At 50.3% G+C, this 26192-nt stretch carries 17 protein-coding genes; 7 read left to right on the forward strand and 10 right to left on the reverse strand.

Going from position 1 to position 26192, the window contains the following annotated elements; genetic code table 11:
• The first annotated feature begins 40 nt into the window (after positions 1 to 40).
• Positions 41 to 1012, forward strand: coding sequence for an aldo/keto reductase (locus tag AC0MA3_RS16880; protein ID WP_474657032.1), 972 nt, complete (start codon positions 41 to 43; stop codon positions 1010 to 1012).
• 81 nt (positions 1013 to 1093) lie between these two features.
• Here AC0MA3_RS16880 and udk read toward each other — a convergent pair whose 3' ends face one another.
• Positions 1094 to 1729, reverse strand: a complete 636-nt coding sequence (udk, locus tag AC0MA3_RS16885; protein ID WP_379157718.1) for a uridine kinase — start codon at positions 1727 to 1729, stop codon at positions 1094 to 1096.
• A gap of 189 nt (positions 1730 to 1918) precedes the next feature.
• Between udk and AC0MA3_RS16890 the strand changes: the two genes are divergently transcribed.
• Positions 1919 to 3031: a threonine aldolase family protein gene (locus AC0MA3_RS16890; protein WP_474657033.1), complete on the forward strand. Its 1113-nt coding sequence runs from the start codon at positions 1919 to 1921 to the stop codon at positions 3029 to 3031.
• Positions 3032 to 3119: 88 nt separating this feature from the next.
• Here the strand turns inward: AC0MA3_RS16890 and AC0MA3_RS16895 are convergent, their stop codons facing one another.
• The 5 genes from AC0MA3_RS16895 to AC0MA3_RS16915 all read right to left on the reverse strand — a co-directional run bounded on the left by AC0MA3_RS16895 (position 3120) and on the right by AC0MA3_RS16915 (position 9658).
• Positions 3120 to 4436 carry a glycosyltransferase family 2 protein gene (locus tag AC0MA3_RS16895; protein WP_474657034.1) on the reverse strand — a complete coding sequence of 439 codons (1317 nt, stop codon included), beginning with the start codon at positions 4434 to 4436 and terminating at the stop codon, positions 3120 to 3122.
• 571 nt (positions 4437 to 5007) lie between these two features.
• Positions 5008 to 6546 carry a lipopolysaccharide biosynthesis protein gene (locus tag AC0MA3_RS16900; RefSeq protein ID WP_474657035.1) on the reverse strand — a complete coding sequence of 513 codons (1539 nt, stop codon included), beginning with the start codon at positions 6544 to 6546 and terminating at the stop codon, positions 5008 to 5010.
• Entirely contained in the window at positions 6536 to 7669 is a 1134-nt protein-coding gene (locus tag AC0MA3_RS16905; protein WP_379157731.1) for a polysaccharide pyruvyl transferase family protein, read from the reverse strand. The genes AC0MA3_RS16900 and AC0MA3_RS16905 overlap by 11 nt, the downstream gene beginning before the upstream one ends.
• Positions 7666 to 8721: a glycosyltransferase family 2 protein gene (locus AC0MA3_RS16910; protein WP_379157734.1), complete on the reverse strand. Its 1056-nt coding sequence runs from the start codon at positions 8719 to 8721 to the stop codon at positions 7666 to 7668. The genes AC0MA3_RS16905 and AC0MA3_RS16910 overlap by 4 nt, the downstream gene beginning before the upstream one ends.
• 31 nt (positions 8722 to 8752) lie before the next feature.
• On the reverse strand, positions 8753 to 9658 hold the full coding sequence (locus tag AC0MA3_RS16915) for a glycosyltransferase family A protein (protein ID WP_379157737.1): 906 nt from the start codon (positions 9656 to 9658) through the stop codon (positions 8753 to 8755).
• Between the two features lie 324 nt (positions 9659 to 9982).
• Here AC0MA3_RS16915 and AC0MA3_RS16920 point away from each other — a divergent pair, with 324 nt between their 5' ends.
• Positions 9983 to 16084 (forward strand): cadherin-like beta sandwich domain-containing protein, encoded by a 6102-nt coding sequence (locus AC0MA3_RS16920; RefSeq protein WP_474657036.1) that lies wholly within the window; start codon positions 9983 to 9985, stop codon positions 16082 to 16084.
• A gap of 65 nt (positions 16085 to 16149) precedes the next feature.
• Here the strand turns inward: AC0MA3_RS16920 and AC0MA3_RS16925 are convergent, their stop codons facing one another.
• Entirely contained in the window at positions 16150 to 17025 is an 876-nt protein-coding gene (locus AC0MA3_RS16925; protein ID WP_474657037.1) for an aldose 1-epimerase family protein, read from the reverse strand.
• A 216-nt stretch (positions 17026 to 17241) separates the two neighbouring features.
• Here AC0MA3_RS16925 and AC0MA3_RS16930 point away from each other — a divergent pair, with 216 nt between their 5' ends.
• The 4 genes from AC0MA3_RS16930 to AC0MA3_RS16945 all read left to right on the forward strand — a co-directional run bounded on the left by AC0MA3_RS16930 (position 17242) and on the right by AC0MA3_RS16945 (position 22309).
• Positions 17242 to 18468: an allantoate amidohydrolase gene (locus AC0MA3_RS16930; protein WP_474657038.1), complete on the forward strand. Its 1227-nt coding sequence runs from the start codon at positions 17242 to 17244 to the stop codon at positions 18466 to 18468.
• A gap of 316 nt (positions 18469 to 18784) precedes the next feature.
• On the forward strand, positions 18785 to 19918 hold the full coding sequence (gene ald, locus AC0MA3_RS16935) for an alanine dehydrogenase (protein ID WP_474657039.1): 1134 nt from the start codon (positions 18785 to 18787) through the stop codon (positions 19916 to 19918).
• A 329-nt stretch (positions 19919 to 20247) separates the two neighbouring features.
• Positions 20248 to 21501, forward strand: a complete 1254-nt coding sequence (locus AC0MA3_RS16940; protein WP_474657040.1) for a PucR family transcriptional regulator — start codon at positions 20248 to 20250, stop codon at positions 21499 to 21501.
• Between the two features lies 1 nt (position 21502).
• Complete coding sequence (locus tag AC0MA3_RS16945; protein ID WP_379158728.1) at positions 21503 to 22309, forward strand: protein-glutamine gamma-glutamyltransferase; 807 nt, start codon at positions 21503 to 21505, stop codon at positions 22307 to 22309.
• 35 nt (positions 22310 to 22344) lie between these two features.
• Here the strand turns inward: AC0MA3_RS16945 and AC0MA3_RS16950 are convergent, their stop codons facing one another.
• The 3 genes from AC0MA3_RS16950 to AC0MA3_RS16960 all read right to left on the reverse strand — a co-directional run bounded on the left by AC0MA3_RS16950 (position 22345) and on the right by AC0MA3_RS16960 (position 26163).
• Complete coding sequence (locus AC0MA3_RS16950) at positions 22345 to 22635, reverse strand: alpha/beta-type small acid-soluble spore protein (protein ID WP_474657041.1); 291 nt, start codon at positions 22633 to 22635, stop codon at positions 22345 to 22347.
• Between the two features lie 77 nt (positions 22636 to 22712).
• Positions 22713 to 24332, reverse strand: a complete 1620-nt coding sequence (locus AC0MA3_RS16955) for a response regulator (RefSeq protein ID WP_474657042.1) — start codon at positions 24330 to 24332, stop codon at positions 22713 to 22715.
• Positions 24307 to 26163, reverse strand: coding sequence for a cache domain-containing sensor histidine kinase (locus tag AC0MA3_RS16960; RefSeq protein WP_474657043.1), 1857 nt, complete (start codon positions 26161 to 26163; stop codon positions 24307 to 24309). Before AC0MA3_RS16960 ends, AC0MA3_RS16955 begins: the two co-directional genes overlap by 26 nt.
• Positions 26164 to 26192: the final 29 nt, after the last annotated feature.

Below are 26192 nucleotides of genomic sequence, written 5' to 3' on the forward strand. Positions count from 1 at the left end.
CGGGAAGACTTCCCAAACTACTTAAGGAGAGTGTACTGGAATGGATTATGTAAAACTTGGACGCAGTGGTCTGGATGTCTCAAGACTAAGCCTTGGAGGGATGAGCTTCGGAGTGCCTGAACGGGGTAATGCTCCATGGTCGCTGAATGAAGAACAGAGCAGAGCGATTATTAAAAAGGCACTTGAGTTGGGGATCAATTTTATCAGTACTGCCAATATGTATTCTGACGGAACAAGCGAAGAAATCATTGGACGTGCATTAAAGGATCTAGCCCGGCGTGACGAAGTTGTTGTTGCTACCAAGGTATTCGTTCCGATGCGCAAAGGTCCGAATGCCATGGGACTTTCCCGTAAAACCATCATGACCGAAATTGATAACAGTCTAAGACGGCTCGGAACAGATTACGTCGATTTGTACCAGATCCATCGTTGGGATGCTAACACGCCCATTGAAGAGACGATGCAGGCTCTTCATGATGTAGTAAAGGCGGGCAAGGTAAGATACATCGGAGCTTCCTCCATGCTGGCATGGCAGTTCTCGAAGGCTCAGCATGTCGCGGAGCGTAATGGTTGGACACGGTTCGTGTCCATGGAGAATAGACTTAACTTACTCTACCGGGAAGAGGAAAGAGAAATGCTCCCCCTTTGCAAAGATGAGGGAGTTGGCGTTACTCCGTATTTGCCTTTGGCGGCAGGCCGGTTAACCCGGGATTGGAAGGCACAGACCTCTCGTTCTGAGAATGACCAGGTAGCAGGTGCGTTGTTTACACAAACGGAAGAAGCTGATCGCAAAGTTGCGGAGAGAGTTGCGGAAGTTGCAGCTAACCGGGGCGTTCCGCGCGCTCAAATCGCACTTGCATGGCTGTTGCAAAAAGAAGAGGTCACAGCGCCGATTATCGGTTCGACCCAGATCAGCCATCTCGAAGATGCGGTTTCGGCCTTGTCGGTTAATCTGACGCCAGAAGAAATCACGAGTCTTGAAGAGCTTTATGTACCGCATGCCCTGGTATGAATTGAAGGACAGTATGTAGAATGAAAGAAAAAAAGAAAGGGCCCTCCTGCAAAGGATGGCCCTTAAATTTGCGGTTCGAGATTACTTCATGGTCCACTGATGGTCGCCTGACAGATATTTCTCAGTAAGTACGGACAGCAGCTGGATGCCTACTTCATTCTGTCCGCCCTCAGGGATGATCAGGTCGGCGTATTTCTTGGACGGCTCGATGAATGCTTCGTGCATCGGCTTGACTGTAGTCAGATACTGGGTATGGATGGAACGGATCGTCCGTCCGCGCTCCTCGATATCCCGCAGCACACGGCGGAGGATACGTACATCCGGGTCGGTATCGACAAAAACCTTAATATTAAGCTGCTCGCGGAGCTTCTCATCGGAGAGCACATGCAGACCCTCTACAATAACGATGTTGTTCGGCAGCAGTTCAACAGTCTTGTCGGTAGAGCGGGCGTGAATCGTAAAATCATACACCGGAGCATACGCAGCCTGTCCGGCTTTGAGGCATTCCAAATGCTCGATCAGCAGCTCCGTATCAAAGGCAAGCGGATGATCATAATTGATCGCACCGCGTTCCTCGAAGCTGAGGTAAGAATGGTCTTTATAGTAGTTATCCTGAGATATGAACGTTACTTTGTCTGTTCCCAAACGGTCAATAACGGAGCGCGCTACCGTCGTTTTGCCGGAGCCGGTCCCGCCGGCGATACCAATAATGAGCATGGTGTTGTAATAAACCTCCCTAAGCGATTGCCTTTGCAATTCCAATATTGTAGCACAGCGCTACATTAATTTCACCTGAAGAGCAGGGAACAAACCGTGAACTTTTGAAAAAAAGGGGATTTCCCGCAGGAAATGATATAATTTGGTCAGATTGTTTAGGCGCAAGTCAGTGGAAGGAGAGTTATGAGTATGGATATTAGCAAAAGAACAAGCGATAACAGCCAATCCTTGCTGGAGGTTTATAATGCGGCTCCGCTGCAGCTGGCAGGCCACGGCAAACGGGAGGTCCGGGTGCTGAAGGAGGCTTTTGCCGGGATTGAGGATAGTGTAATCAGTGATATGTACGGTACAGGTGAGTTGATCGAGGCATTTCAGGCGGAGATGGCGGAGGTGCTGGGTAAGGAGACGGCTGTATTTTTCCCGAGCGGTACGATGGCGCAGCAGATTGCACTTCGGATCTGGAGCGACCGTAAAGGCAGCAAGTCCGTAGCGTATCATCCGCTCTGCCACTTGGAGATTCATGAGCAGGATGGGCTAAAAGAGCTGCATCACCTGGAGCCTCTGCTGCTTGCGGATAAGGACCGTCTGATTACACTTGAAGATGTAATGAAGATGGGCGAGGGGGTGGCCTGCCTCCTGCTGGAGCTGCCGCAGCGCGAGATTGGCGGACAGCTTCCGGACTACGCAGAGCTTGAAGCGATATCCGGGTATTGCCGTGAGCAGGGAATTATGCTGCATCTGGATGGGGCGCGTTTGTTTGAGGTGCTGCCGTATTACGGTAAAACCGCTGCTGAAGTCTGCAGCTTGTTCGACAGCGTATATATCTCTTTTTATAAAGGTATTGGCGGGATCGCCGGGGCCATTCTTGCGGGTAATGCGGACTTTACGGAAGAATCGAAAATCTGGAAACGGCGGCATGGCGGCGACCTGATCAGCTTGTATCCATACATTATCCCTTCAAGGCATTATTACCGGCAGAGAGTGGACAAGATGGCCCAATACTATAAGGAGGCCAAGGAGCTTGCGGCTCTGTTCAACGGCTGCCATAACGTAAGCACTCTGCCGGAAGTGCCGGTGTCGAACATGTTCCATGTGTATTTTTCCCTGGCTAAGGCAGAGGTTGAGCCGATTCTGACCCAGGTCAGCGAAGCAACCGGTGTGGGCTTTACTCCTCGTCTGAGGGAGAGCGGCGAATCATCGTGTTTCTATGAATTGAGCATTGGAGATTTGTACGGCGGTATCCCTAAGGCGAAGCTGGAAGAGGCGTTCGGGCTGCTGGATCGGCTGCTCGCGAAAGGGTGAGGATCACCGGGAGCAGGTAACAAAAAAAGGATGATAGTCCGTGCCTATGCACACTATCATCCTTTTAATTTCGCCGCGGCAAGAAAATCTAACGGTTCAGCAATGCCCGGACGAATGACACGCGCAGCAGTTGCTTTTTCATTAGCTTGGTGCGGAACTGGCGCTTCAATTGGCTGTAGGCCTTAGGGCAATGTTCGCTGGCCCAGCTGTACATCGACTTGAAGTCGGTGTGGCTTTTGGCGGAATTCATGAGATAGTACGAGATGGTGTCATACACGTTGTGGTTGAACCATTCGTTCATTTCCGTCTTGCTATAGCCGTAGCGTTCGATGGCCATATTGCGTATCAGCCGTTTTTCCTCCAAATTCTCGATCAGGAAGGACTGGCTGAGGTTAAACGTAATATTGTTGCCATGAATCCGGTACACTCCGGCAAGGGTGTCGATGAATCCGGCATCCCCAATCAGCAGGGCACGCAGGTAAATCGAAGCGTCGTTGACCATGTTCATGTTCAGAATATCCATTTTCATCAGCACTTCCCGTTTGAAGACGGCCGTCAGGGTAGAGGCTGGTTTGGGATACCCTTTTTGTTCGAAATTTCTGAAGTAGGCTTCCTTCGGGGTAATCCGGCTTAGCTGCAGGCTGGACGGCTTCAGCTCTTCGGACTTGGAATACTCCAGGAACACATTCGCGGCCACAAAAGCAATCTCCGGTTGCTGCTGGTGGAAATGGACGGCTCTGCTGAAGTAGCTGCGGTCAATCAGATAGTCGTCGTCATCCAGGAACAGAATATACTCACCGTCACCATGGGCGGCAAGCGCCTTGCGCCGGTTATTACCCGGACCTTGGTTAGTCTCATTCTGCATGAAGATTACACGCGGGTCATCGCCGAAATTCCGGCTCATGAGTTCTGCCGTACCGTCGCTGGAGCAGTCGTCAATCACTGTAATCTCCTTATGGGGGTAGTCTTGCCGCAGAATGCTCTGAATAGCCTGGTTCAGGAAGTCTTTTCTATTATAAGTAGTAATAATTACACTGACCTTGGGAAGGGTGTAGGGATCCGCAGGTGAAGGAAAAAGAATCTCCTGCGCTCCGCGGTCCGCCCTCAGCCCAGTAAGGCCCTTCATGAGTTCCAGGATATTCACAGCCTCAATATTGAATTGCTGGGACAAGTAAAAATCCAGCGCATCGGCTGAAGCCCGCTGCGACAGATAGGCCTCGATCACCCCGGCCAGATTCTCAAGATTCCCCCGTACTCCTCCGTCGGCTTCGCTGCCAATGCTATCTCTGCATCTTCGCACTAGCTCTTCGCTGGACAGCGCCCCGGCAGGCGGATGCTGTATATCTTCGTTGAGCTGGTTCAGCAGGCGGTATCCGGCCTGGTGCAATTCCTCGCTGTGAGCCATAGTTGGACCTCCTCAAAGTTTGTTAGCCTCTGCTTCGTTTTATGGGACGAAGCCTTCTGTAATTGCTGCGTCAGGCAGCCTTATCGTGGACACACGCTAATCAGGTGAGTCACCCGTCAGCCATGTATATATTTAGTGGGAAATTATACACTTATTTCCTTAGGCGGAAGGCTGCTGTGAGTGTTAGTGGGAAAAAGTAGACTTAAGTCAGCGTGATTAAGCCAAATTCGGCCAAATGGGGCGAATTAGGTTAACTTTTTCCATCTAAATCCCCAAAACAAGCCGAATCGAACGAATTAGGTTACCTTTTTCCACTTAGCCAGGGGCGGGATCGTGCCGGTTTGGTGCCGGTTCGAAGCCGGTTCAATGTAGGATAGCGAGTGAGCTGCGTGCAGGGGAGTGCAGTCTAGGCATCGGTCTATTAGGCGACTGGATGCAAGGTCATTGCAGCCCCCCGCAGTCCAAGTGCCGCGCAATATATTCCGCGCAGTACGATGCCGCGCACTGCTGCGGCCCTATGTGCTCAATGCCCAGGCAGTATTCCCTCCAGCACAGCTGAAGAACAGCCGCCTCACGTCTGGCTGGCTGTTACCTTGCTGCGCTTCAGCTTGATCTTGGTTATGAAGCGTCTGGCATAGCCCCAGGCGTAGAGGAACACCTCGCGTTCCATCAGGGAGCCGGCGATGTAATAAATAGGCAGGATGACCAGACCGAGTACTACCCCCCACAGGATTATACTGGTATAGGAGGTCATGGTGAGATCAAGCTTGTTGGTGATAAAGACAATAGCCACGAACACCGCAACATTGATCAGCCATCTGCGGAAGGTGACCCAAGGGCTGCGTTCCAGCAGGACCCGGTTGGCGTACACTACGATATCGATAGAACGGTAGAGCAGTGCAGCGATGGTTCCCATGAGCACCCCGTAGATCCCGAAGAACAGGACGAAGATGATCGAAGCTCCCAGGTTGATGGCCGACTCCATAATTGAACGGAACTGGGTATTGCGGAAATGTCCGGCAATCGTGATCAGATTATTGGATGAGGTGCGGGCATTGGTCAGTAGCTTGATCACCACGAACAGGACCGGCAGCCAGAAATTAATATAGTTCACATCGTTGACCCCGGCTGTATAGAGCCGCATGAACGGCAGAATTAGAAGGTATACAACGGTCAGGATCGAGAAGATCAGGCCCATGAAATAGACCTCGTACGCATCATAGAATTTGACAAAAGCCTCTTTGCCCTCATGATAGCTCTGTCCCAGCGCCGACTTCACGCTTCCGTTAACGGTCTGGACGATATTGTCGACAATCGTGAAGATCATATTGTACATCACATAGATACTGACTACCTTCAGATTGGTGAAGATCGTCAGGATCAGCACATCCGTGTTGCGGAAGATCATATAGGAAATCTCATGCACCATCACTGAATTTTTCTGCCCGATGGCTTCAAAGTCCGGTTTCTGTCCAAGATCCATCCACTTGTAATAACGCTTAGAATAGATATAGAAAGCAATCATCTGCAGGACTGTCAGCACGAAGAAGGACGCCTGTACGGCAATAATGTCCACCCCCTGCAGCAGCAGGACAATCCGCACCACGTTGTTCAGAATGTTCGCAATCGTGACGATGGAGGTTTCGATATAGCTTTTGCCCTCCGCGATCAGCAGGACCCTGAATTTACCCTGGTAATAATAATTGATCGCTCCGCCCAGGCCGGAGAATAGGATGATTGCCATGATGCTCAGCTTGCTGATCTCTGAATGGATCACCAGCGGGTAGATAACCGCCAGCAGCACGACCGAGATGAAATAGTAGATCCCGGTTTTTTTGTAGTAGCTGGAGGTAGCGGCGAGAATCGAATTGATATGATTGTAGTCATTTTTGGCTACTGGTTTATACAGTGCCTGTAGCGAAGCTGCACCGACACCTGCTTCAAGCAGAGCGAAATAGCTGATGATCTGCACGATGGAGGCGATCAGTCCGTTAGCTTCAGACCCGTAATTGACCATGATCAACCGGGGGATGAAGAAGCCGAGAATAATGGTGATGACCTGGCTCGTGAGTCCGAAGCCGAGGTTCAGCATGCTGCGTTTAGCTTTCATAACTTCTTCTCCCTTCCACAAGCGGTGCCGGTGAGAGGTACGCGTCAAGCTGCTCGAAATGCTTCTCCGCCTGGTTCGCCTGGAGTGTCACGTCCAGACGATTAAGCGCCATGCTCTCGTACACCTGCTCCGGAGTAACCTCGGCCAGATGTGCGAAATCCGTGTACCGTCCGCCGAAATGAGCGTCCTGCATGACATTGATCATTTTGCTGCTATAGGCGACAGGAAACACCGGTTTGCCAAATACCCAGCCGAGAATCATAGCGTGGAAGCGGGAAGCGACAATGAAACTTGCCCCTGCCAGGGCGGCAAGAATCTCATCGATGTCTGTCTTATAGAAGTGAACCTGTGTCTCACGCTGCAGCTCTGCCGGAATAAGGCCGAGAATCTGCCCGATTGCTTCCTGGTCGCCTTCATGCTGGCAGAACGACAGAAAATGCACGGCATAGCCCTGCTGAATGAAATGGATTGCAACATCTTTCATTTTTTCATAATAGAGGTTGTCAAAACCGCTCAAGGCTTTGGAGGAAGGCTTGATTACCGAAATGGCGATATACCGCCCCTCCGGAGCTTTTCCTGCGGCCTGATCATACTGGAGCTGAAATATAATATCCGGGGCCATTCTGACATTGCCCAAATCCTTGAACAAATCATAGGAATACTGCTCTCTGAACGAGACGTCGGCATATTCCTGGAAGATCCGCCGGTGCTCCTCCACATAGGCGTTGTCGGTAAAGGGGCCAAAGTTGGCGCCCATCAGATAATACGGTTTGCTTTTATTGCGCAGGCTCTCATTATTCGCCACATATTCAGACCAATGCTCGCCCTGCATGAAAATAGACCCGCCAATATGGACTGTGCCTTCTCCCTGCTCCGCCAGAAACTTCTGCAAGAAACTCGGATGCAGCTTCAGCTTGCGGAAGAGGTAGTTGATCCCCCGGAACAGGACGGAGTCTGATGCATAGACCTTGAGATTGCGGAGATCCTTGAAGACCACTTTGTATAGCCGCGGGGCGATGAGCATGAACTGGGTATCGGGATAGCGTTCGCACAGCACCTTGATAAACAGATCATCACCGAGGTTGAATTCTGTGTAGGCGTTGATCATCATTTTCTTCTTCATATCTTAATTTCCTTTCTGCTGATCGCGGCTTTGAGCTTTTGTTTGAACTGCAGCCAGCTGCGGTCCAGATGAATCAACCGCCCGTACAGGGACGGGGAAATTAAGAAGACCCGGATTCTAAAAGCAAGCTGGCGGTCATCCCCCTGATAATTGCGCATGATCGCAAGCATCTCCTGATTCACGCCGGGGTAGGCGAGGTCAATATCATGAAGCAGCTTGCGGGTACTGATGCCGGTTGTTCCATTCAGACAAGTCTTAAGATTGTAAAAGTAGTTCTCGGTCATCTCGCGGTTCAGCAGGAGTCCGGATATCGTATGAACCTCATTGAAGGGATGGTCCCTGAAATATTCATCCACCCGTTTGAAGGCGGCAACCACATCGAATTTGTTCACATTGTAGGTTCCCGTGATCGAAGATGTCCGCTGCAGATAATAGGACAGCACATCGGGGATCGAGATCACCCGTGAGGCCCTGGACAACGCTTTATAGATGAATTCCTGATCCTCTCCGTTCACACAGCGCTCGGTATACGAGATGCCATTCTCCAGTAGAAAGGTGCGTCTGAAGGCAATGCTACCGGTCCAGATTCTCAGGCTTTTATGCACAAAAATATTCTTCAGCGCTTCACTTCCAGTGGTGTCTTCAGCGTCTGAAGTAAAGCTCACAATGGTTGATCTGTCCTCGCGGACCAGATTATAGCCCCAGCAGAGAATGTCCGTTTCCCCGTCCGCCGTACAGGAATCTACACGCTGCACCAGATTGCTGTCCGCATAATCATCACCGTCCAGGAACAGGACGTAGTCGCCGCTCGCTGCGGCCAGGCCTGTATTTCTGGCGGCACTGACTCCGCCATTGGGTGTGCGGATCAGCTTGGCCTGCAGAATGGGATGGCGGGAGAGCATTTCCTCGGCAACCTGAGCCGTGCGGTCCTTGGAGCCGTCATCCACCAGGATCAGCTCGAACCGCTTCTCCGTCTGATCCAGAAGCGAGTTCAGCAAGGGCTCAACATAATGTTCTAAATTGTACATGGGAACTACAATGCTTAAGCTCATGCGTCCACTCCCTTCCTGTAGTAGTGATGGATTACCTGGCGGCCTGCCTGGAGAAAATCTCTTTCAGGCCTTTTTTGTAGCCATTGATGGCGGCGACATTCTTCTTGGGTTGTTCCCGGAGAATGAGGTAGAGTGTGGTCCAGACGAGAGCGAGATATCCGACCGGACCTGATTTTTTATCTTTTAGCAGATGCACATGATTGAGCACCCGGGTATAGGCCACATCTTCAAGGTTGTCTCTGGAGGCTGGCGACTCATGATGCAGGAGCTTCAGTTCGGGATTGATATAGAGGGGGCCGGATTTCCGGGCAATGCGTGACATGAGAATGTCTTCACCGACACTGTAGCTTTTGAGCCAGGGCACAGGTCCCAGATCCTTGATAGCCTCCTTCTTGAACGACATGTTACAGCCGTGCTGGAATTCGGTCTTGAAGATCTTCCTCGCCTTATGCCAATTGTACATGGAGCCTGCCTGCCCGCTTAGAGAGAGTCTGCCGCTCGATAGAGATTGCTGAAAGGACAACAGGCAGCGGATCGTACCCAGGAAGCTGTTGCGCATCCCGATGGCAATGCCGCCAACCCCTGCGCAGTTGGGATAGTCGAGGTAGGTTTGTATCAGCGTGGACAAGTAATGACCGGGGATTTCGACATCGTCGTCAAGGAAGAGAATTTTATCCATGGTGGACAGCTCCACGGCCTTGATCCGGGACAGCCATAATCCCCGGTCAGTCTTGCTGTGATAGATAAAGGGGTAACCGCATCCGGTAAGTAACGCTTTGAATTCGCTTAGGACTTGTTCAGGTATGGCGCCGTCATCTATAACGATAACCTCTATGGGGTAAGTCCGGCCTATGTCCTGATTAGTTATAGAATGAATGCACCGTGTCAGGTCCTGTACCCGATTCCTCGTGCAGATAACCACTGACAATCCTTGCATATACTCCACTCCCTTATCCATTTATCCCATTCTATGTTCGATAATATCACTTGGGATTATAAGCTAACTTAAGCTTACTATTGGCAGAGAAAGGTTGTATATACTACTTTAGTTTACTTATTGGATGGCAGAGAACAGTGAATACGGGCAAAAAAGTACTTGAAAAAATTATTTTTGAAATTAACAATAAATTCTATTAATTCGACATAAACTGCGCTGCTTAAAAATCCGATATATAAAATTATGGATATTTTTGATACGGAGGAGGGTAGGTTAGGGCACGGGTTACAAACGTTGACATCTTAGATAAATGGGGCTGAATTTGTGAAAATAAAGAATAGATCAAAATATTTGATCGTGGCATTGGTTTTTATCCTGATCATCAGTAATTTCTACGGTGTACCATACGTTGCCCGGGCACAGGCTTCTGGCCCACTGGATACAATCATGGAGGATACGCTTGAGCCTGCCGGGAAATCCGTTTCACTCATAAATAGCAACGGGATTGGCATTTCTGAAGTCGATAATGTTAATGGGCAATGGCAGTATAATGCCGGGACGATGTGGTTGTCTATCGTTGCGCCCGATCCTGGCAAGATTGCCGTCTTCGGTAGAGATGTGATGATCCGTTTTGTTCCGAAGAAGGACTGGAATGGGACAACGCAGATCAAGTATCGCAGCTGGCTTGCTTCAGCAGGGTATAGCAGTAATTATGTAAATGTAAATGCTGAATATGCCGGGGACCCGGGAAGTTACAATCAAGTGGAAGAGTCTGCGCAGATAACGGTTACACCTGTGAATGACGCTCCCTTTATTTCGGAGTCCAGCGGCAGTACTTATCTTGATTTTGACGGTAAAGGGTATGTGACCCTTCCGGATTTGAATATATACTCCAATTCACTAACCATCGAAACCTGGGTAAATGCCAGCAGTGCCCCTACGTGGGCCCGTATTTTCGATACTTCGTATGGACCTGATAACTATAATTTGCACCTTACGTTTGAAGGAAGTACGGGAAGAATAGCCCTTGAAGCTTTACCGCAAAAGGGTGCCAGAATTAAATCCTACATGGTAAAAACCTCGGAGCAACTGCCTCTGAACCAATGGGTTCATGTGGCTGCCGTATACAATGCTGCAGAGAAAAAGGCCTATATCTATTGGAATGGGATTCTGAAAGGCAGCGGCTTCATGGATCTTACCGATATGGCCAACGCCAGCGCCCAGAACTCCGGTTTGCCGAGACCCAATAACTATATTGGTGAGAGTACATGGTCCCAGGATGCCAATTATGTGGGTGGCATGAGGGATTACCGGATATGGAAAAAGGCCAAAACCCAGTCGGAGATTGAAAGCCAGATGAACACCAGCCTTACCGGTTCTGAAGCCGATCTGATGGTCAATTATAAGTTCAATAATTCTAACGATGGAGCTGTAGCCAAGGACTCTTCTGCAGGTGCAAGAAACGGCAATATCATCAGCGGTAAATGGCAGACCAGCATAGGATTTAACTCCAATGTGGTGACAGCGGCCAATACCCCTGTGTCTAAGCCGTTTAAATTGACAGATGTGGATGCCGGCGACGTGCTTACGCTTACGGCAACTTCGTCGAATACGTCTCTTATAGCGAATAGCAATATCACATTTTCAGGTACAGGCGCGGACAGGATTATCAATCTTACTCCGTCAGCCAACATGACAGGTACCTCTACCATCACAGTCACAGTAAATGATGGAACTACTTCAAGCTCCAGCAGCTTTTTGCTGAGCGTTGTGGCCGGGAAATTTGATCTTGCCTTCATTACGCCTTCTGTAGGTGTGATGACACCTGCTTTTAGCCGGGGAATTATCTACAATAAAGTGCACGTTCCCAACAAAAGCGGAAACAACCCGAACAACAGTATCGATATTAATGTAGGAGCAATAAATCCTGCTGATGTTAATGTGACTGCCTACGCAGACAATGGCTCTGGGGTAACCGTGTCGGGAACCTATCCGAAGTTCACTGTAAGCGGCCTGGCAGTGGGTGTATATAAGCTGGTGAAAATCAAAGTGGCTGATAAATTCTCAAGTAACTTTAAGGAATATCAGCTCGATTTGATCCGCTACCCTGGAAATGATGCCAATCTGGCTGCAGCAAACGGGCTTGTATTGTCTAACTTAAGCGGCGGTCAACCTATTGCCCTGTCTCCGGTCTATAGCAGCAATACAGGAAGCTATACCGCGACAGTCGAAAATGATGTGAGTTCGGTCAAAGTAGATGTGATCAAGTCCAGTCTCTTTGCGGCAGCAACTTTGAACGGAACAAACATAGGTTCAACTAGTTCGGCTAATGCTACCGGAAATGTAAGCTTAACCTACGGAAAGAATGTGATATCCGTGGTGGTTACAGCAGAGGACGGCAGGACCCAAAAAACCTATACAGTTACGATTATCAGAAAGCTGTCAGGTGATGCTAGTCTGACGGATCTGACTGCTTCACCGGTTGGATTATCACCTGCGTTCAATACCAATCAGTCCGACTACACGATGAAAGTAGCGAATACGGTAACTACTGCAGAGTTCACGCCGACAGCTGCAGCAGGTGCAGTCGTTAAAGTGAACGGTAGAGTTCATGCAAGCGGCACACCCTTTGCCATTACCGATCTTGCCGCAGGAAACAATAAGTACCTGATCGAAGTAACAGCGCAAGACGGATTGACGAAGAAGATATACAATCTGTTTATTCTGCGTGCACCTTCGGACGTGGCGGATCTTTCGGGACTGAGCGTTTCTTCAGGAACTTTATCGCCTGTATTTAATAATAATGATACCGGGTATTCGGTTGAAGTATCGAATCAGGTTTCTTCGCTGGACATTACCCCGAGGCTGCTGGACCCTGCGGCAAGTCTGGCTGTGGACGGAAGTGTACACCAAGATGATACAGCCTACACCAAACAGTTGAGTGTCGGACTGAATACCGTCAAAATCGTAGTTACCTCACAGAGTGGCGCCCGTGAGAAAACAACGCTGATCAATATTATCAGACAGGCTTCCTCCAATGCGGATCTGTCCAATCTGGTTCTATCGGAGGGCGTACTGGAGCCTGTGTTTGACAAGAATCAAACCCGGTATGCCGTTACTGTAGCGAATCAGGTATCTGAGCTTGCGATAACGCCAACTCCTGAGGACGCCGGGGCAACAGTGAGCCTGAACGGTAACGTGACCGCCAGTGCTCAGCCTAGGCTGGTCAATCTGCAAGTGGGAGTTAACGAATTCAATGTTCAGGTCAAAGCTGAGGATGGCGTAACTTCTAAGAATTATGTCTTAACGATTGTTCGTGAAGCCTCATCCGATGCGGATTTAACCAGCATTACCCTGTCCGGCAAACCGTTGTCGGGTGGATTCGACCGTACCACTTCGACCTATTATGATTATGTAGCCAACAATATTTCCAGTATGACAGTTGCCGCGGTTACAAGCGACGCGCAGTCTACCTATACCATCAACGGGGTTCAGTCTGCTGGAGGTGTGCCCGTTCAGCTGAATGTTGGTGAAAATGTAGTTAAAGTTGTCGTTACGGCTGCTGATAAAGTAACTACCAAGGAATACACGGTCATCATCGTCCGGGCGGCTTCGTCCAATGCAAATTTACTGGAGCTCACGATGACTGACTTAGCGGGCGGTGCGATTGATCTAACACCGGTTCCGGGTACTTTAAGCTATACCGGGACAGTCATGGATGCAGTTTCCGTTGCAAAGCTTAATGCGGTTGTGGATGACGCCAATGCAAGCACAGCTGTATTTGTGAATGGGATGTGGATCGAAGACCTGAATGCTGTGCCTTTGGCTACAGGACTGAATGTGATTGAAGTCAAAGTCACAGCTCAAGACGGAAGTATGAACATGTATACCATTAATCTGGTACGGAATCCAAGCACAGATGCTACGCTCTATGATCTGTTGACTTCTCCGGTCGGATTAACACCCGAATTCCAGCAAGGAACCAGTGATTATTCTGTACAAGTGGATAATAGTGTAAGCAGCATGGATTTCTCGATTGTCACTAATAACTCGCAAGCAAGCTACATCCTGAAAAAGAATGGAACTACCACGGATGTATCTGGAAGCACTGTGACACTGGATGAAGGAACGAATCAAATTACGGTAGAGGTTACCGCTGCAGATGCCAGCACTACAAAAACCTATACAGTGACTGTGAATCGTGCCATTCTGCCGAAGGATTCCTCTCTAACGAATTTGACCGTCAGTTCTGTCAGAGGAACGGAGGCACTCAATCCTGTTTTTTCAGAGGCAGTCTTCAAGTATTTCTTGTCAGTGCCTTATGAAGTAGATCAGGTAGAACTGGACGCGGTAAAAGGAGACATGAATGCAAGGATTACCATAAATGGTGTCACTGCAGATCAAGCGATGTCTATCCGGTTAGCAGAAGGGCTTAACATCGTGAAGCTGACAGTTACAGCTCAGGATGGAAAGACAGAAAGTGTCTATGAGCTGGATATCAGCCGGGAATCGCGTTCTTCCAATGCTGATTTGAGTAATATCAGCGTAGATAGAGGAACCTTGGACCCTGCTTTTGATCCTGCGGTTACGGACTATACGGTTGAGGTAGAAAGTGATGTGGACTCCATCGTCCTGAACCCGTCCGTAGCAGATGCCAAAGCGGAAAGCCAGATCACGGGAAGAAATGGAGCCCAACTGGCTAATCTGGTTGAGGGCGATAATAGTTTTGACATTAAGGTTACTGCGGAGGATGGGACTGTAAAGACCTATACTGTCCATATTATTAAGGCTGCGCCTATAGCTACGCCAACACCGACGGCAACGCCAACACCAACGGCAACGCCAACACCAACGGCAGATCCGTCAGCAGCTCCTTCGGCAGATCCGTCAGTTGCGCCAACGGCAGAACCGTCAGCAGTTCCTTCGGCAGATCCGACAGTAGAACCAACCGCAGAGCCGACGGCAATACCAACGCCGGCGCCATCCACACCTGAGATGCCAACGCCAATAACGGTGCCTGCAGCATCAGCTGTACCCGTTGCGACACCGTTGACGCAGGAGATTACCGTAAAGGTTGAATCAGGACTACTGGGTCAAGGTTCTGTACTGGCAGAAACGGTCATCAAGCGTACTCAGGATACAAGTGGAATTCTGCATGATCTAGTCAACTTCACAACAGATCGTGTGGCGGAGGCTGTCCTGAAGATCGCCGGATCTTCAGATCATACGGCCCGGATTATGATCCCGGATGAGAAGGATCAGGTTGCGGATGTGAATGTGAACGTTCCTAAGGATGCAATCAAGACACTCGGTGACTCCAACGTGAATATGGAGATTTTCACGGAGAACGTAAGAATTCTCATCCCGCAATCCTCCTTGGATAATTTTACGGAAGATTTGTATTTCCGTGTAATAACGATCAAAGACCAGACTCTGCGCAAAGCGGTTGAAGACCGGGCAAGAATTGAACGGATTGTCAGAGAGATAGCAGCAGATAAGCAAATTGATGTGGTTGCCCGTCCAATGACAATTGAGACCAATATGCAGAGCAGACCGGTTACCTTAACCCTTCCTCTGCGTGATGTTCAGTTGCCAAGTGATCCTGCGGCAAGGCAGAATTTCCTGGCGAATCTGGTGATCTTCGTTGAGCATAGTGACGGTGACAAGGAACTGATAAAGGCCAACGTAGTTGATTACAAAACGGGTGAGCTGGGTTTACAGTTTGAAGTTAACAAATTCAGTACGTTCACTATTCTGAACATGGAAGGTTGGGAGAAGTATGTGGCCGCAGCTGAGGCAGCGCAACAACAGCTGACCCATCACAAGGCATTCATCAACGGCTTTACCGATGGAACCTTTAAGCCGAACCATTCCATTACCCGTGCAGAAATGGCAGCCATTCTGGCCAGAAACCTCGGTTATGACGCTTCCGCACCGCTGAACGTCTCCTCCTACCCGGATGTGAAGGACGGTCACTGGGCAAAAGGTGTCATTGAATTCGTCAAAACGGCTGGATTAATGCAGGGTAACGACAAAGGCCAGTTCCTGCCAGATGCCCCTATTACCCGCGGAGAGATTGCCGCCATTGCATCCAGGTATAAGAAGCTGGACACTGCGGCTATTCCATCAAGCGGATTCAAGGATGCCGATAGCCACTGGGCTGCCAAGGAGATTGCGGCAGCAAGCAAGGCTAACATCATTAATGGCTATGGAGATGGTACCTATCGTCCAACGGGGAACCTTACACGCGCTGAAGCCGTGAAGGTTGTCAACCGACTGTTCGGACGCGGTCCGCTATATGGTGTCTCCACACCAAGCTGGCCCGATGTTCCAGCAACACACTGGGCGTATAATGAGATTGAGGAAGCTTCAATCGACCACACATTCACCGTGCGGAATGAAGGTGGAGAAACGTTTAGCCAATAAATCATATCAACAGAAAAAGGCCGTAAGCACCTGTCAGGTGACTTACGGCCTTCTTTTTTTGCTCTTTAATTAATTTCGATGGTTAGCGAGCTGGCGAAATTCGCTCCTGGTTCCAGGCCAATCACACCTTCTTTGTCCTGCAGTTCACCGTCGAACGTATCGCTGTCCGCAAATCCCTGCCAAGGCTCGATGCAGAGAAAAGGCGCATTCAGCTTTTGCCAGATGCCGAGATCCGGGAAGCCTTCGAAGGATACGGCGACACTTTTTTCAGTAAGCTTGCTCTTCAGTGTAATAGTCCTTGAGGCTACATTCTGGAAAACCAGCGCATCGTCCTTGAACATCTCATGGGTTAACGGAAGGATGCGTTCTCCTCTCAGCACAGGTTCTGAATGGCCACTGATCCGCAGGCCCGCACTATTCAGGAACTCCCGGTCCAGCGTTTCGTTCTCGGAGAACTCCAGTACATAGTCGCTGAAGCTTCCGTTATCATCCAGTGGGCAATTGAAGGCAGGGTGTGTACCTAGCTGGAAGAAGATATCCTGCTGATCTATGTTCTCTACCCGGTAGTCCAGCTTAAGCGTATTCTCATTCAGCGTGTACGTGATAAACAGGTTGAATTGGAACGGATAGCTGGCGAGGGTATGCTCACTGCTGGTGAGCCGGAAGACCGCGCGGGACTCACTTGCTTCCACGACGGTGAACTCACTGCGTCTGGCGAAGCCGTGATTGGCAAGCTTGTAGGCTTCCCCGCGTACCTTGATCTCTCCGTTCCGGACGGCCCCAATGATGGGGAACAATACAGGAGAACGGCCTGTCCAATAGGCGGCATCCCCGCTCCAGATATATTCAGTGCCTGTGTCCTTTCGGGTGAAGCTGACAAGCTCCGCCCCCAGGGTGCTAATCTCAGCCTGTGCTGAACTGCTGCGCAAAATGGTGTTCATATGTTGACTCCCCTTTCACAATGGTTAGCCAGCCCTGTCTGCTGCTGACTGCTGTTCATATTTTATCAGACTTCAGCGGGACCGATGTAACACATCGTGAAAATTCCAAAAAATAATTATTACACTGTGTAAAATGACAATCAGGCGGAATGGTATAACATATATACAAAGCAAAGTTTCTGTATAACTAAGCGTTCGAAGCGGAGGGATAGGGCCATGCAGCAGAAGCAAATATTCGTGAACGGTGAAAGATTGAAGAATACGATTGAGGCCTTTGCCGATTTTGGGCGTACGGAGAATAATGGGGTGACCCGGCTGTCGCTGTCGGAGCAGGATGTAATGGTGCGGAATTACTTCGCTACGTGTTGTGAAGAGCTGGGAATGACGGTCAAAGTTGATGATATGGGAACCATGTATGCGACGCTCGAAGGGACAGAAGCAGGACCGCCTGTGGTGATCGGTTCACATCTGGATACAGTCAAGAAGGGCGGGCGTTTCGATGGCGTGCTTGGGGTTATTGCCGGTCTGGAAGTGGTGCGTACCCTGGTTGACCATGGGATTAAGCCACGGCTGCCGATGACGGTCATGAATTTCACGAATGAGGAAGGTGCGCGGTTTGAGCCTTCGATGATGGCTTCAGGCGTACTCTCCGGCAAGTTCGATAAGGCCGAGATGCTGAAGAAAAGGGACCCGGAAGGGATCACCTTTGCCGAAGCACTGGAGGCGAGCGGGTATGCAGGGGATGCCGCGAACCGGATCAAGGAAGCAACCGCATATCTGGAGCTGCATATTGAACAGGGGCCTGTACTGGAAAAAGAAAACCTCACCATCGGCCTCGTCGACTGCGTTGTCGGTATGGTCTGCTATGAGATTGAAGTGACCGGCGAATCCGATCATGCCGGAACCACGCCGATGGATATGCGTAAGGATGCACTGTTCGCTGCCACCGACCTGATAACCGAGCTGCGCAGCAAGCTGGGAGTGCTCGATTCCGAACTGGTCTTCACCATGGGCCGGATGAATGTGCTGCCTAATATCCATACGGTGATCCCGAACAAGGTGATCTTCACTGTTGAAGCCAGACATAAGGACATGGACATTGTCCGCACGGTAGAGGATATGATTAACGGCCTGCCTGAAGAGCAACTGGGCTGTATCGTCTCGAAGACCAAGCTATGGGGCCGCGATACCGTGTGGTTCGACCCTGAAATCTGTGCTTTGGTGGAGCAGGCGGCATCGACCCTGGGCTACTCCAGCAAAAAAATGGCCAGCGGCGCAGGACATGACGCCCAGTTCGTGGCTGGTTTCCTTCCGTCAGCCATGATCTTTGTACCGAGTGTAAACGGAAAAAGCCACTGCGAGGAGGAGCTGACCTCCTATGAGGAATGCGAGCAGGGGGTAAATGTTGTACTGGAGACGGTGCTTTCTATATTGGACAACTGAATCGTGTCATTAAACATAACGCGGTTATCCAGACCGATAAGCCAACCTTATGTGAATGACTGCGTCTATTTCCATATTTGTTTCATAAGTTTCAGTACCTTAAGACACCGGAGACGGTGTCTTTTTTCATGATTGAATATCCGTTTGTCAGATATACCAACGGTTACAGGGTTCAGCTATAGGGTTTTCACCCCCTGCATTGTGTTAAAACACAATCATGGCAGATAATATTTTTCTTTTTACCCAAATTGCAAAAATAATTCCTGTGTTATTATTCTTTACATAAGAGAAACATAACAGACGGGAGCGATGAACAATGATTATTGGAGTGCCTAAGGAAATCAAAAATAACGAAAACCGTGTCGCCATTACCCCTGCAGGAGTCGTAAGTCTGGTAGCTGAGGGACATCAGGTGCTGGTGGAAGCCGGAGCCGGATTGGGCAGCGGATTCCCGAACGAAGAGTACGCCGCAGCCGGTGCTGAACTGATCGCTGAAGCTGCTGCAGTATGGGCTGCCGCTGAAATGGTCATGAAGGTTAAAGAGCCGCTGGAAAGCGAGTATGACTACTTCCGTCCGGGCCTCATCCTCTTCACTTATCTGCATCTGGCTCCAGAGCCTGCTCTGGCTACCGCCCTGAAGGACAAAGGTGTATTCGCTATCGGGTACGAAACGGTTGTTGACGGACGCACATTACCATTGCTGACACCGATGAGTGAGGTAGCCGGACGGATGTCCGTACAGCTCGGCGCACAGTTCCTGCAGAAGAATTACGGCGGACAAGGCATTCTGCTCTCCGGTGTTCCGGGTGTCAGCAGAGGCAAGGTCAGCATTATCGGCGGGGGTGTAGTGGGTACCAACGCAGCGAAGATGGCGATCGGCCTCGGCGCCGAAGTAACAATTGTGGACCTCAGCGCGGACAGACTCCGTCAGCTGGATGATATTTTTGGCGCACAGATTAATACGCTGATCTCCAATCCTTACAACATTGCCAAAGCCGTAGCCGAAGCGGACCTGCTGGTAGGTGCGGTATTGATCCCTGGTGCGAAAGCGCCAAAGCTGGTTACGGAAGAAATGGTCAAGACGATGAAGCCGGGCTCTGTCATTGTAGACGTAGCGATTGACCAGGGCGGGATCGTAGAAACAATTGACCGGGTAACTACCCACGATAACCCAGTATTTGAGAAATACGGCGTACTGCATTACTCCGTAGCCAATATGCCGGGCGCTGTAGCCAAAACATCGACCATGGCTTTAACTAACGTTACGGTTCCATATGCACTGCAAATTGCAAATAAAGGTGTGTTCAAGGCGATTGAAGACGATGCCGGCTTGAAGAGCGGCGTCAATGTAGCCAACGGCAAGATCACCTGCCAGGCCGTGGCAGAGGCTCTTGGGGAAGAGTACTACACGGTAGAAAAAGCAGTAGGGCAAGAGTTCACTCTGATCTAGAGCAGGAGAGAACTAGCCATAGGGCAGAATAGACAGAACTGAGGAGTAACAACAATAAGTACAGTCCGGTGAGCAATCGCCGGGCTGTTTTTTGATATAGGGTTGTGAGAGGAGAAACTTTTGGTAGGCTCGTCTATAGTTTTAGAGATGAATTTATAGAAACAACGGCAGAAATGCAGTTGTTGAAGCGCAGAAGGCAGGCCGGTTTGTTCTGCCTGCCAGCCTGGGGCAGCAGCCAGGATACCGCTCCCTATAGTCAGCCGCAAAGCACCAAGCTATAATGAAATCACTTATAGTACAAGGCTATTCTTCAGGTTGGGGTGGGGACAATGACAGATTCAGAGCCATCATTTGATCGTTTTTTTGACAGTATGGAATCCCTGGCGGATACCCTCAGCGAATCGCTTCAGTCGCAGGTGACGATCGAGGATAGCAATCATCACGTGATCGGATACAGCTCCCATCAGTTTGAGAGCGATCCGGCGCGCATCTCCACCATTATCGGCAAGCGTGTGCCGAACACGGTCATCATTGGCCTGCGCAAAAAAGGCGTGATGCATCAGCTTGAGAACACCGCGCATCCGATCCGCATTCCGGCAGTCATGGAGGTGGGGCTCGGACCCAGGCTTGCGATGTGCATCCGGCATCAACAGGAGATTCTCGGCTATATCTGGGTGGTGGACCGAGGCAATCTGGCCGAGGGGCAAGCGGAGCTCATTGTGGAGAAGGCTGCCGGGATTGCCGGACGTTACCTGCTGAAGCAGCGCGGCTGGAAGACCAGACAGGAAAAGGCGCACGAGGACTTCTTCTGGAAGCTGCTGACCTCACATTACGAGACGGAATCGCGTATCCGCCAGGAGGCGGAAGGCTCATCAATTCTATTGCCGGAGAGCTATTATATCGGAGTGCTGGAGAGTGACAAGGCGATCGATGACCGCTTTGTGCAGCGGTTGCGCCAGCTTATGGAGGCGGGTGCCAATCAGCGCCTGCTGTTTCTGACGGCTGAGCATAACCGGCTGATTATCCTGTTTTCCTTTCTGTTTCCCGTGGAGGGGACAGAGCTGTTGTCTTCGTTCGTGCTGAAGCTGCTGCAGGAGCTGGGACGAAGTGAAAGCTGCGCTCTGACAGCAGGCTGCAGTCCAGGCTACCGGGAATACACCTCAGCTGCCACTGCTTACCGGGAAGCACTCACCATCCTGGAGCTTAAAAAACTGCTGCCCTATCATGCCCGCCACCTGCTGCTGTATGAGGATATCGGCTTCTGGGCGTACATTCCGGCCATTCTTGAGCAGAAGCGCAGCCGGACGCGCAAGAGCCCGCTGCTCTCTCCGCTGAAGGCGCATGACCGTGAGCACAAAAGCGATTTTGTCAAAACCATCGCCGTCTATTTGACGCTGAACGGGAATCTTAAGGAATCTGCATCCTTTCTGCATATCCACACCAATACCCTGATGTACCGGCTGAACCGGATCGCTGAGATTACGGGCCGGAGCCTTAAGGAGACGGATTACCGAACTTCCATTTATCTGGATATTCTGACAGAGGAGACCGCTCAGGTTAACAGCTGGTTTCAGGAGAGTTAGACTGCCGTGCACCAACCGGAGGCCCGACACGTACAATAACCTATCTATACAAGATGAACTTGTGACAGGAAAGGGGAAATGGATAGTGGCCTTTGGATATGATAATCCCGGTTCGGGATTCGAACAGACTATGAGGGGACGCATTATTGAAACAGCCAGAGCGATGAGTGCGGGCGGCACAGACTTTTCCACATTTAAGAATTCACGCTGCAACCCAAGATATTGGATCCGTACAGAGAATGGGGGCTTCCAGCTGCGAAGTGATGTCACCCCTTCGGCGGCCATCAAAGATATTTTTATTAATGGACACTTGTACGCTTTCGAATGTGCTATGGCGATGGTGATGATTCTTTATAAGGCGACTATTGATATGATCGGGGAAAATGCGTTTAACCAGTATTTTACCGACCTGTTCCTGTGGGATTGGAATTATGACAGTAATCTGCGGATGATCACTACGTTCGATCCGTCAGAAATGCAGCCGGGGGATGTTGCGTATTTCAAGAATCCGGATCATGACCCGGATAAGCCGGAATGGCAGGGTGAAAATACGATACTGCTCGGCAATGACAGCTACTATGGGCATGGGCTGGGGATTAAGAGTGCGGACAGCATCATTGCCTCACTTAACCGTGAAAGAGTGCCAGGCAGCCGGATCTCGGCCTATCTTACGGATGAAGCACTTCACCCGGATTTTGCCTATCTGCAGACCTTGTCCAGCCGGTCGGTGCGGAGTTCGAAGGGCAGCGGCGATACGCGGAATAGAATATTCTCCAGAATTGGAGTCAAATCCTACATTACGAAATAGAAAAGGACGGGGCATCTGCCCCGCCCCGGAAAGGTTTACTTGTTCTGCTGATCTGTGTTCGCGAGCTGTTCTTGAGCAAGACGGATCATTTCCCGGACCATGGACCCGCCAATTTTGCCGCCGATCTGACCCGCCGATTCCGTAGTCAATGCTCCGTTGTTGCCGTGCTGCAGAGGGACACCCAGCTCTTTGGCTACTTCATATTTCACGTCATCCGGCCGTTCCGGATTCACGGTATACCCTTCCTGCTTCATCACATTTGCTTTTAAAGTCTGCATTCCCTGTTCTACTCCGGGTACCGCATATCTTCTGTTCCTTCTTGCCATCCTGACTCACTCCCCTGCTGTCTTTGCCCTTAATCTGCCCGGAAGGCCAGCTGTTCATTCCATCGGGGTGGATGCGTTTACTTGTCAGAACGGTATTTGAGCGGATGTTTGCCGACAATTTTTTTGAATACTGTACTGAAATAATGGGGATTCTCATAGCCGACACGTTCAGCGATTTCCATGACCTTGAGATCTGTGGAATGCAGCAGCTCCTTGGCCTTGTCAATGCGGATTCTGGTGATGTAGTCGGTAAGGGTTTCTCCGGTTTCTTTTTTGAAGATAAGGCTGATGTAGTTGGGGGTCAGGAACACTTCTTCGGCAATTCGTGCAATGGACAGCTCGTGGGCGTAGCCCTCTTGAACAATTGTTCTGATGCGGTTGATGGTTTTGCTGTTTCTGGAGCTGTTTTTCCCGGCCACATAGGTGCTGAGATCATAAAAAAGAGAGAGCATATACGCTTTGAGCCCGGATATATTCTTCTGCTTGTAGAGGGTGTCCATAATGGTCAGCCGGTCCTGCAGCACCTGTTCGATGTCCTCATCCAGCTCATAGAGGGCTCTTGCAGACGTAAAAATCATCTCGGCACAGATGCTCTGCACATAGTCAATTTGCAGCTTGGGGGCGGCCAGCTTGCCGAAGAGCTTCTCCAGCAGTTCCATGACTTCTTCGGTATGTCCCGCTTTCAGCTCATTCATCAGCCGGGCATGAAATTTATAAAAAAAAGTGCTCTGCAGAGTCTCCGCAGCGGACTGTATATCCTTGATATTCAGAATGGAACCATGGCCGGTGTAAAAGGTATGCACCAGTGCGGCCAGCGCATCTTTATAGGAGTCTTCAAGTTGACTTACGCTGGAGCAAGCCCGGCCAATCCCAATGGATGCGTCCAGCCGCAGATATTGCTTAATGCTGCCGATGATCTTGTCACAGAGGCTTGTGATGCCGCCGGTGCCGGGTGAAGCAGACTGATCCGGACAGAAGATGATGATGAATTCATTCTCGCTGGTGACAAAAGAGATTCCCCCGGGCGGACGCTCCAGACATTCGGTGATGATGTTCTGGATCGCAAAATACAACAGCTGCTTATGTTCCTCCGAGAATTTGTCGACCGCGATATCGTAATCATCGAGCTGGAGCACGCCTGCCGTTAGGACATCCCCCTGTTCAAAGGGAAGCCGGAAATAGCTGATCTTCTCCCAGAGTTCCCGTTCATCCCCGTATAGTCCCGCTACCCAGTTCTGGAGGAACTTCTCGCGGATTAGCGGCATGTGGGTCTCTACCTGTTTCTTCAGCTGCTCAACATTCATTTGGTGGTCTCTCTCCTGACGCAGCCTGTTGACGACTTCCTGAAAGACTTCGCGCAGTTCAGGTAATTTGACGGGCTTCAGTATATACCCCTCGGCATTGACCTTAAGTGCACTCTGGGCGTAGGAGAAATCCTGTGCGCCGCTGATGATAATGATTCGGGTCCGGCAATTCCCGGCCTTCAGCTTCTCAGCTACCTCAAGTCCCCCCAGCATGGGCATCATAATATCCGTGAACAAAATATCAGGCTGAAGCTCCATACATAACTCATATGCCTCCTGCCCGTCCGAGGCCTCCCCGATGATCTCGATGCCGAACTCCTCCTGCCAATTGAACACATGGATCAGACTCTTACGGATAAACGGCTCATCATCCGCTACGATCATCGTCAACATCTTCCATCACCTCGTTCCATGTAGTCATCACCGGAAACCGGACGACGGCCAAGAGGCCGCTCTGGTCTTCGGGATTGGCATAATACCGGATGCCGTAAGATTCACCGAAAAATTGCTGAATCCGGGTATGCACATTGCGTATGCCATAGGATTGGTTCCCCGGATGCGGATCTGTCAGCAACTGATTCAGCCGCTCTGGATCTGCACCTGCCCCATCGTCAAAGATGGACACACAGAGAAGGTCCCCTGACCGTTCCACCCGGATGCGGATTCGGCCTTTCCCCCGCCGCTTCTGTATTCCGTGAATAATGGAGTTCTCCACCAGCGGCTGAAGAGTGAGCTTGACCACCAGACATTCCTCTAGTACCCGGGGGTCCGTCTCCTCCAGCTCATACTCCAGCTTATCCCGGAAGCGGAACTGCTGGATCTGCAGGTAGCTGTCCACCTGCCGTAGCTCATCGCGCAGCGGGATAATATTCCGGCCTTTACTCAAGCTGTAGCGGAAGAAATCGGACAGTGAGGTTACCATGTTGCTGATCTCGGGAATATCGTGATTGATCGCAATCCAGTTGATGGAATCCAGCGTGTTATAGAGAAAATGCGGATTGATCTGAGCCTGAAGGGTTTTGAGTTCGGCTTCTTTTTTGCGCAATTCGGTCACATATAGCTTGTCGATCAGCGCTTTGATCTGCTGTAGCAGCTTATTGTACCGGTTGAACAGATAAGAAAATTCGTCTTTGCGCCGATAGCGGATAATGATATTGAAGTTGCCGCTCTCGGCATGGGACATGGACTGGATAAATTTGCGGATCGGTGCCGAGATATTCTCTGACAGCAGCAGAGCCATCATGAGTGATATGAGCATACAGATGCCGATTACGATGTACATGACCCGCTGAAAAGAGGCCAGCTCCCCATTAAGCTCGCTTACGGGTGAGAACGAAAGAATCGTCCATCCGGTTTCCGGGATTCGGGTATAGGAGACCAGCATCTTCTCCCCGCCGATCACCTGACGGAAGGAATGGAGGGTGCCGCTGCCGTCTCCGGTGAACTGCATGTGGCTGTAATAGTCCTGGGTGCTGATGTTCTGTCCAAGGAGTGACGCATCCGGGCTGACCGCAATCGTTCCGGTCTGGTCAGCGATGTAAATCCGGCTGCCTGCCGTAGGTTTATAGTGTTCCAGCAGATTATCGAATTCCGTTACAGGAATATCGATGGTAAGCAGGCCTACATAGGGCAACTGAGCATGACGGATGCCGAACAGGCGCTTCGCAAATTTAAGGGTGAACTTCGAATCGAGCGAGCTTAGCCCAACCACCGTGAAATCGGACCTGGGTGGAATGCTGAGATACCACGGCTTCAGTGAAATGAGATCAAGGTTAAAGACACGTCTGGAGAAATTGTACTGCGTATATTCCGGACGGTTCAGCATATATAGCATAGGGACGAAGCTATTTCCGGAAGTTCCGCTGCCGGGGAAGCTCTCCAGGATTCTGTTCAGCGCGGCGAGCTCATTGATAATTCCTGTGCTGTCTGTCGGACGGTTGGAGGAGATCAGGTCAGCGAACTCTGTATTAAGATATAGCGAGATCATGGCTTGATCCGCAGCGGCAAAACGCTGGGCCAGATTATCCTGAACCAGATTCAGGTTATTTTCAATGGATGTATTGACGTTGCGGGTGATGATATCCGCCGATTTGTTATATACGGTTACAGAGATAATGGTGGTAGGTAGAAGGACGAGAAAGAGGAAGTAGAGGATAAGTCTGCTGCGGATGCTGAAGTTGTATAAGAAGAGGGTTTTGGACAGAGTATCGAATAACTTCTTCATCTGGACCCCCCTGTAGCGCTGCGGATAAT

It is taken from the genome of Paenibacillus sp. LS-5 (genome assembly GCF_056121505.1).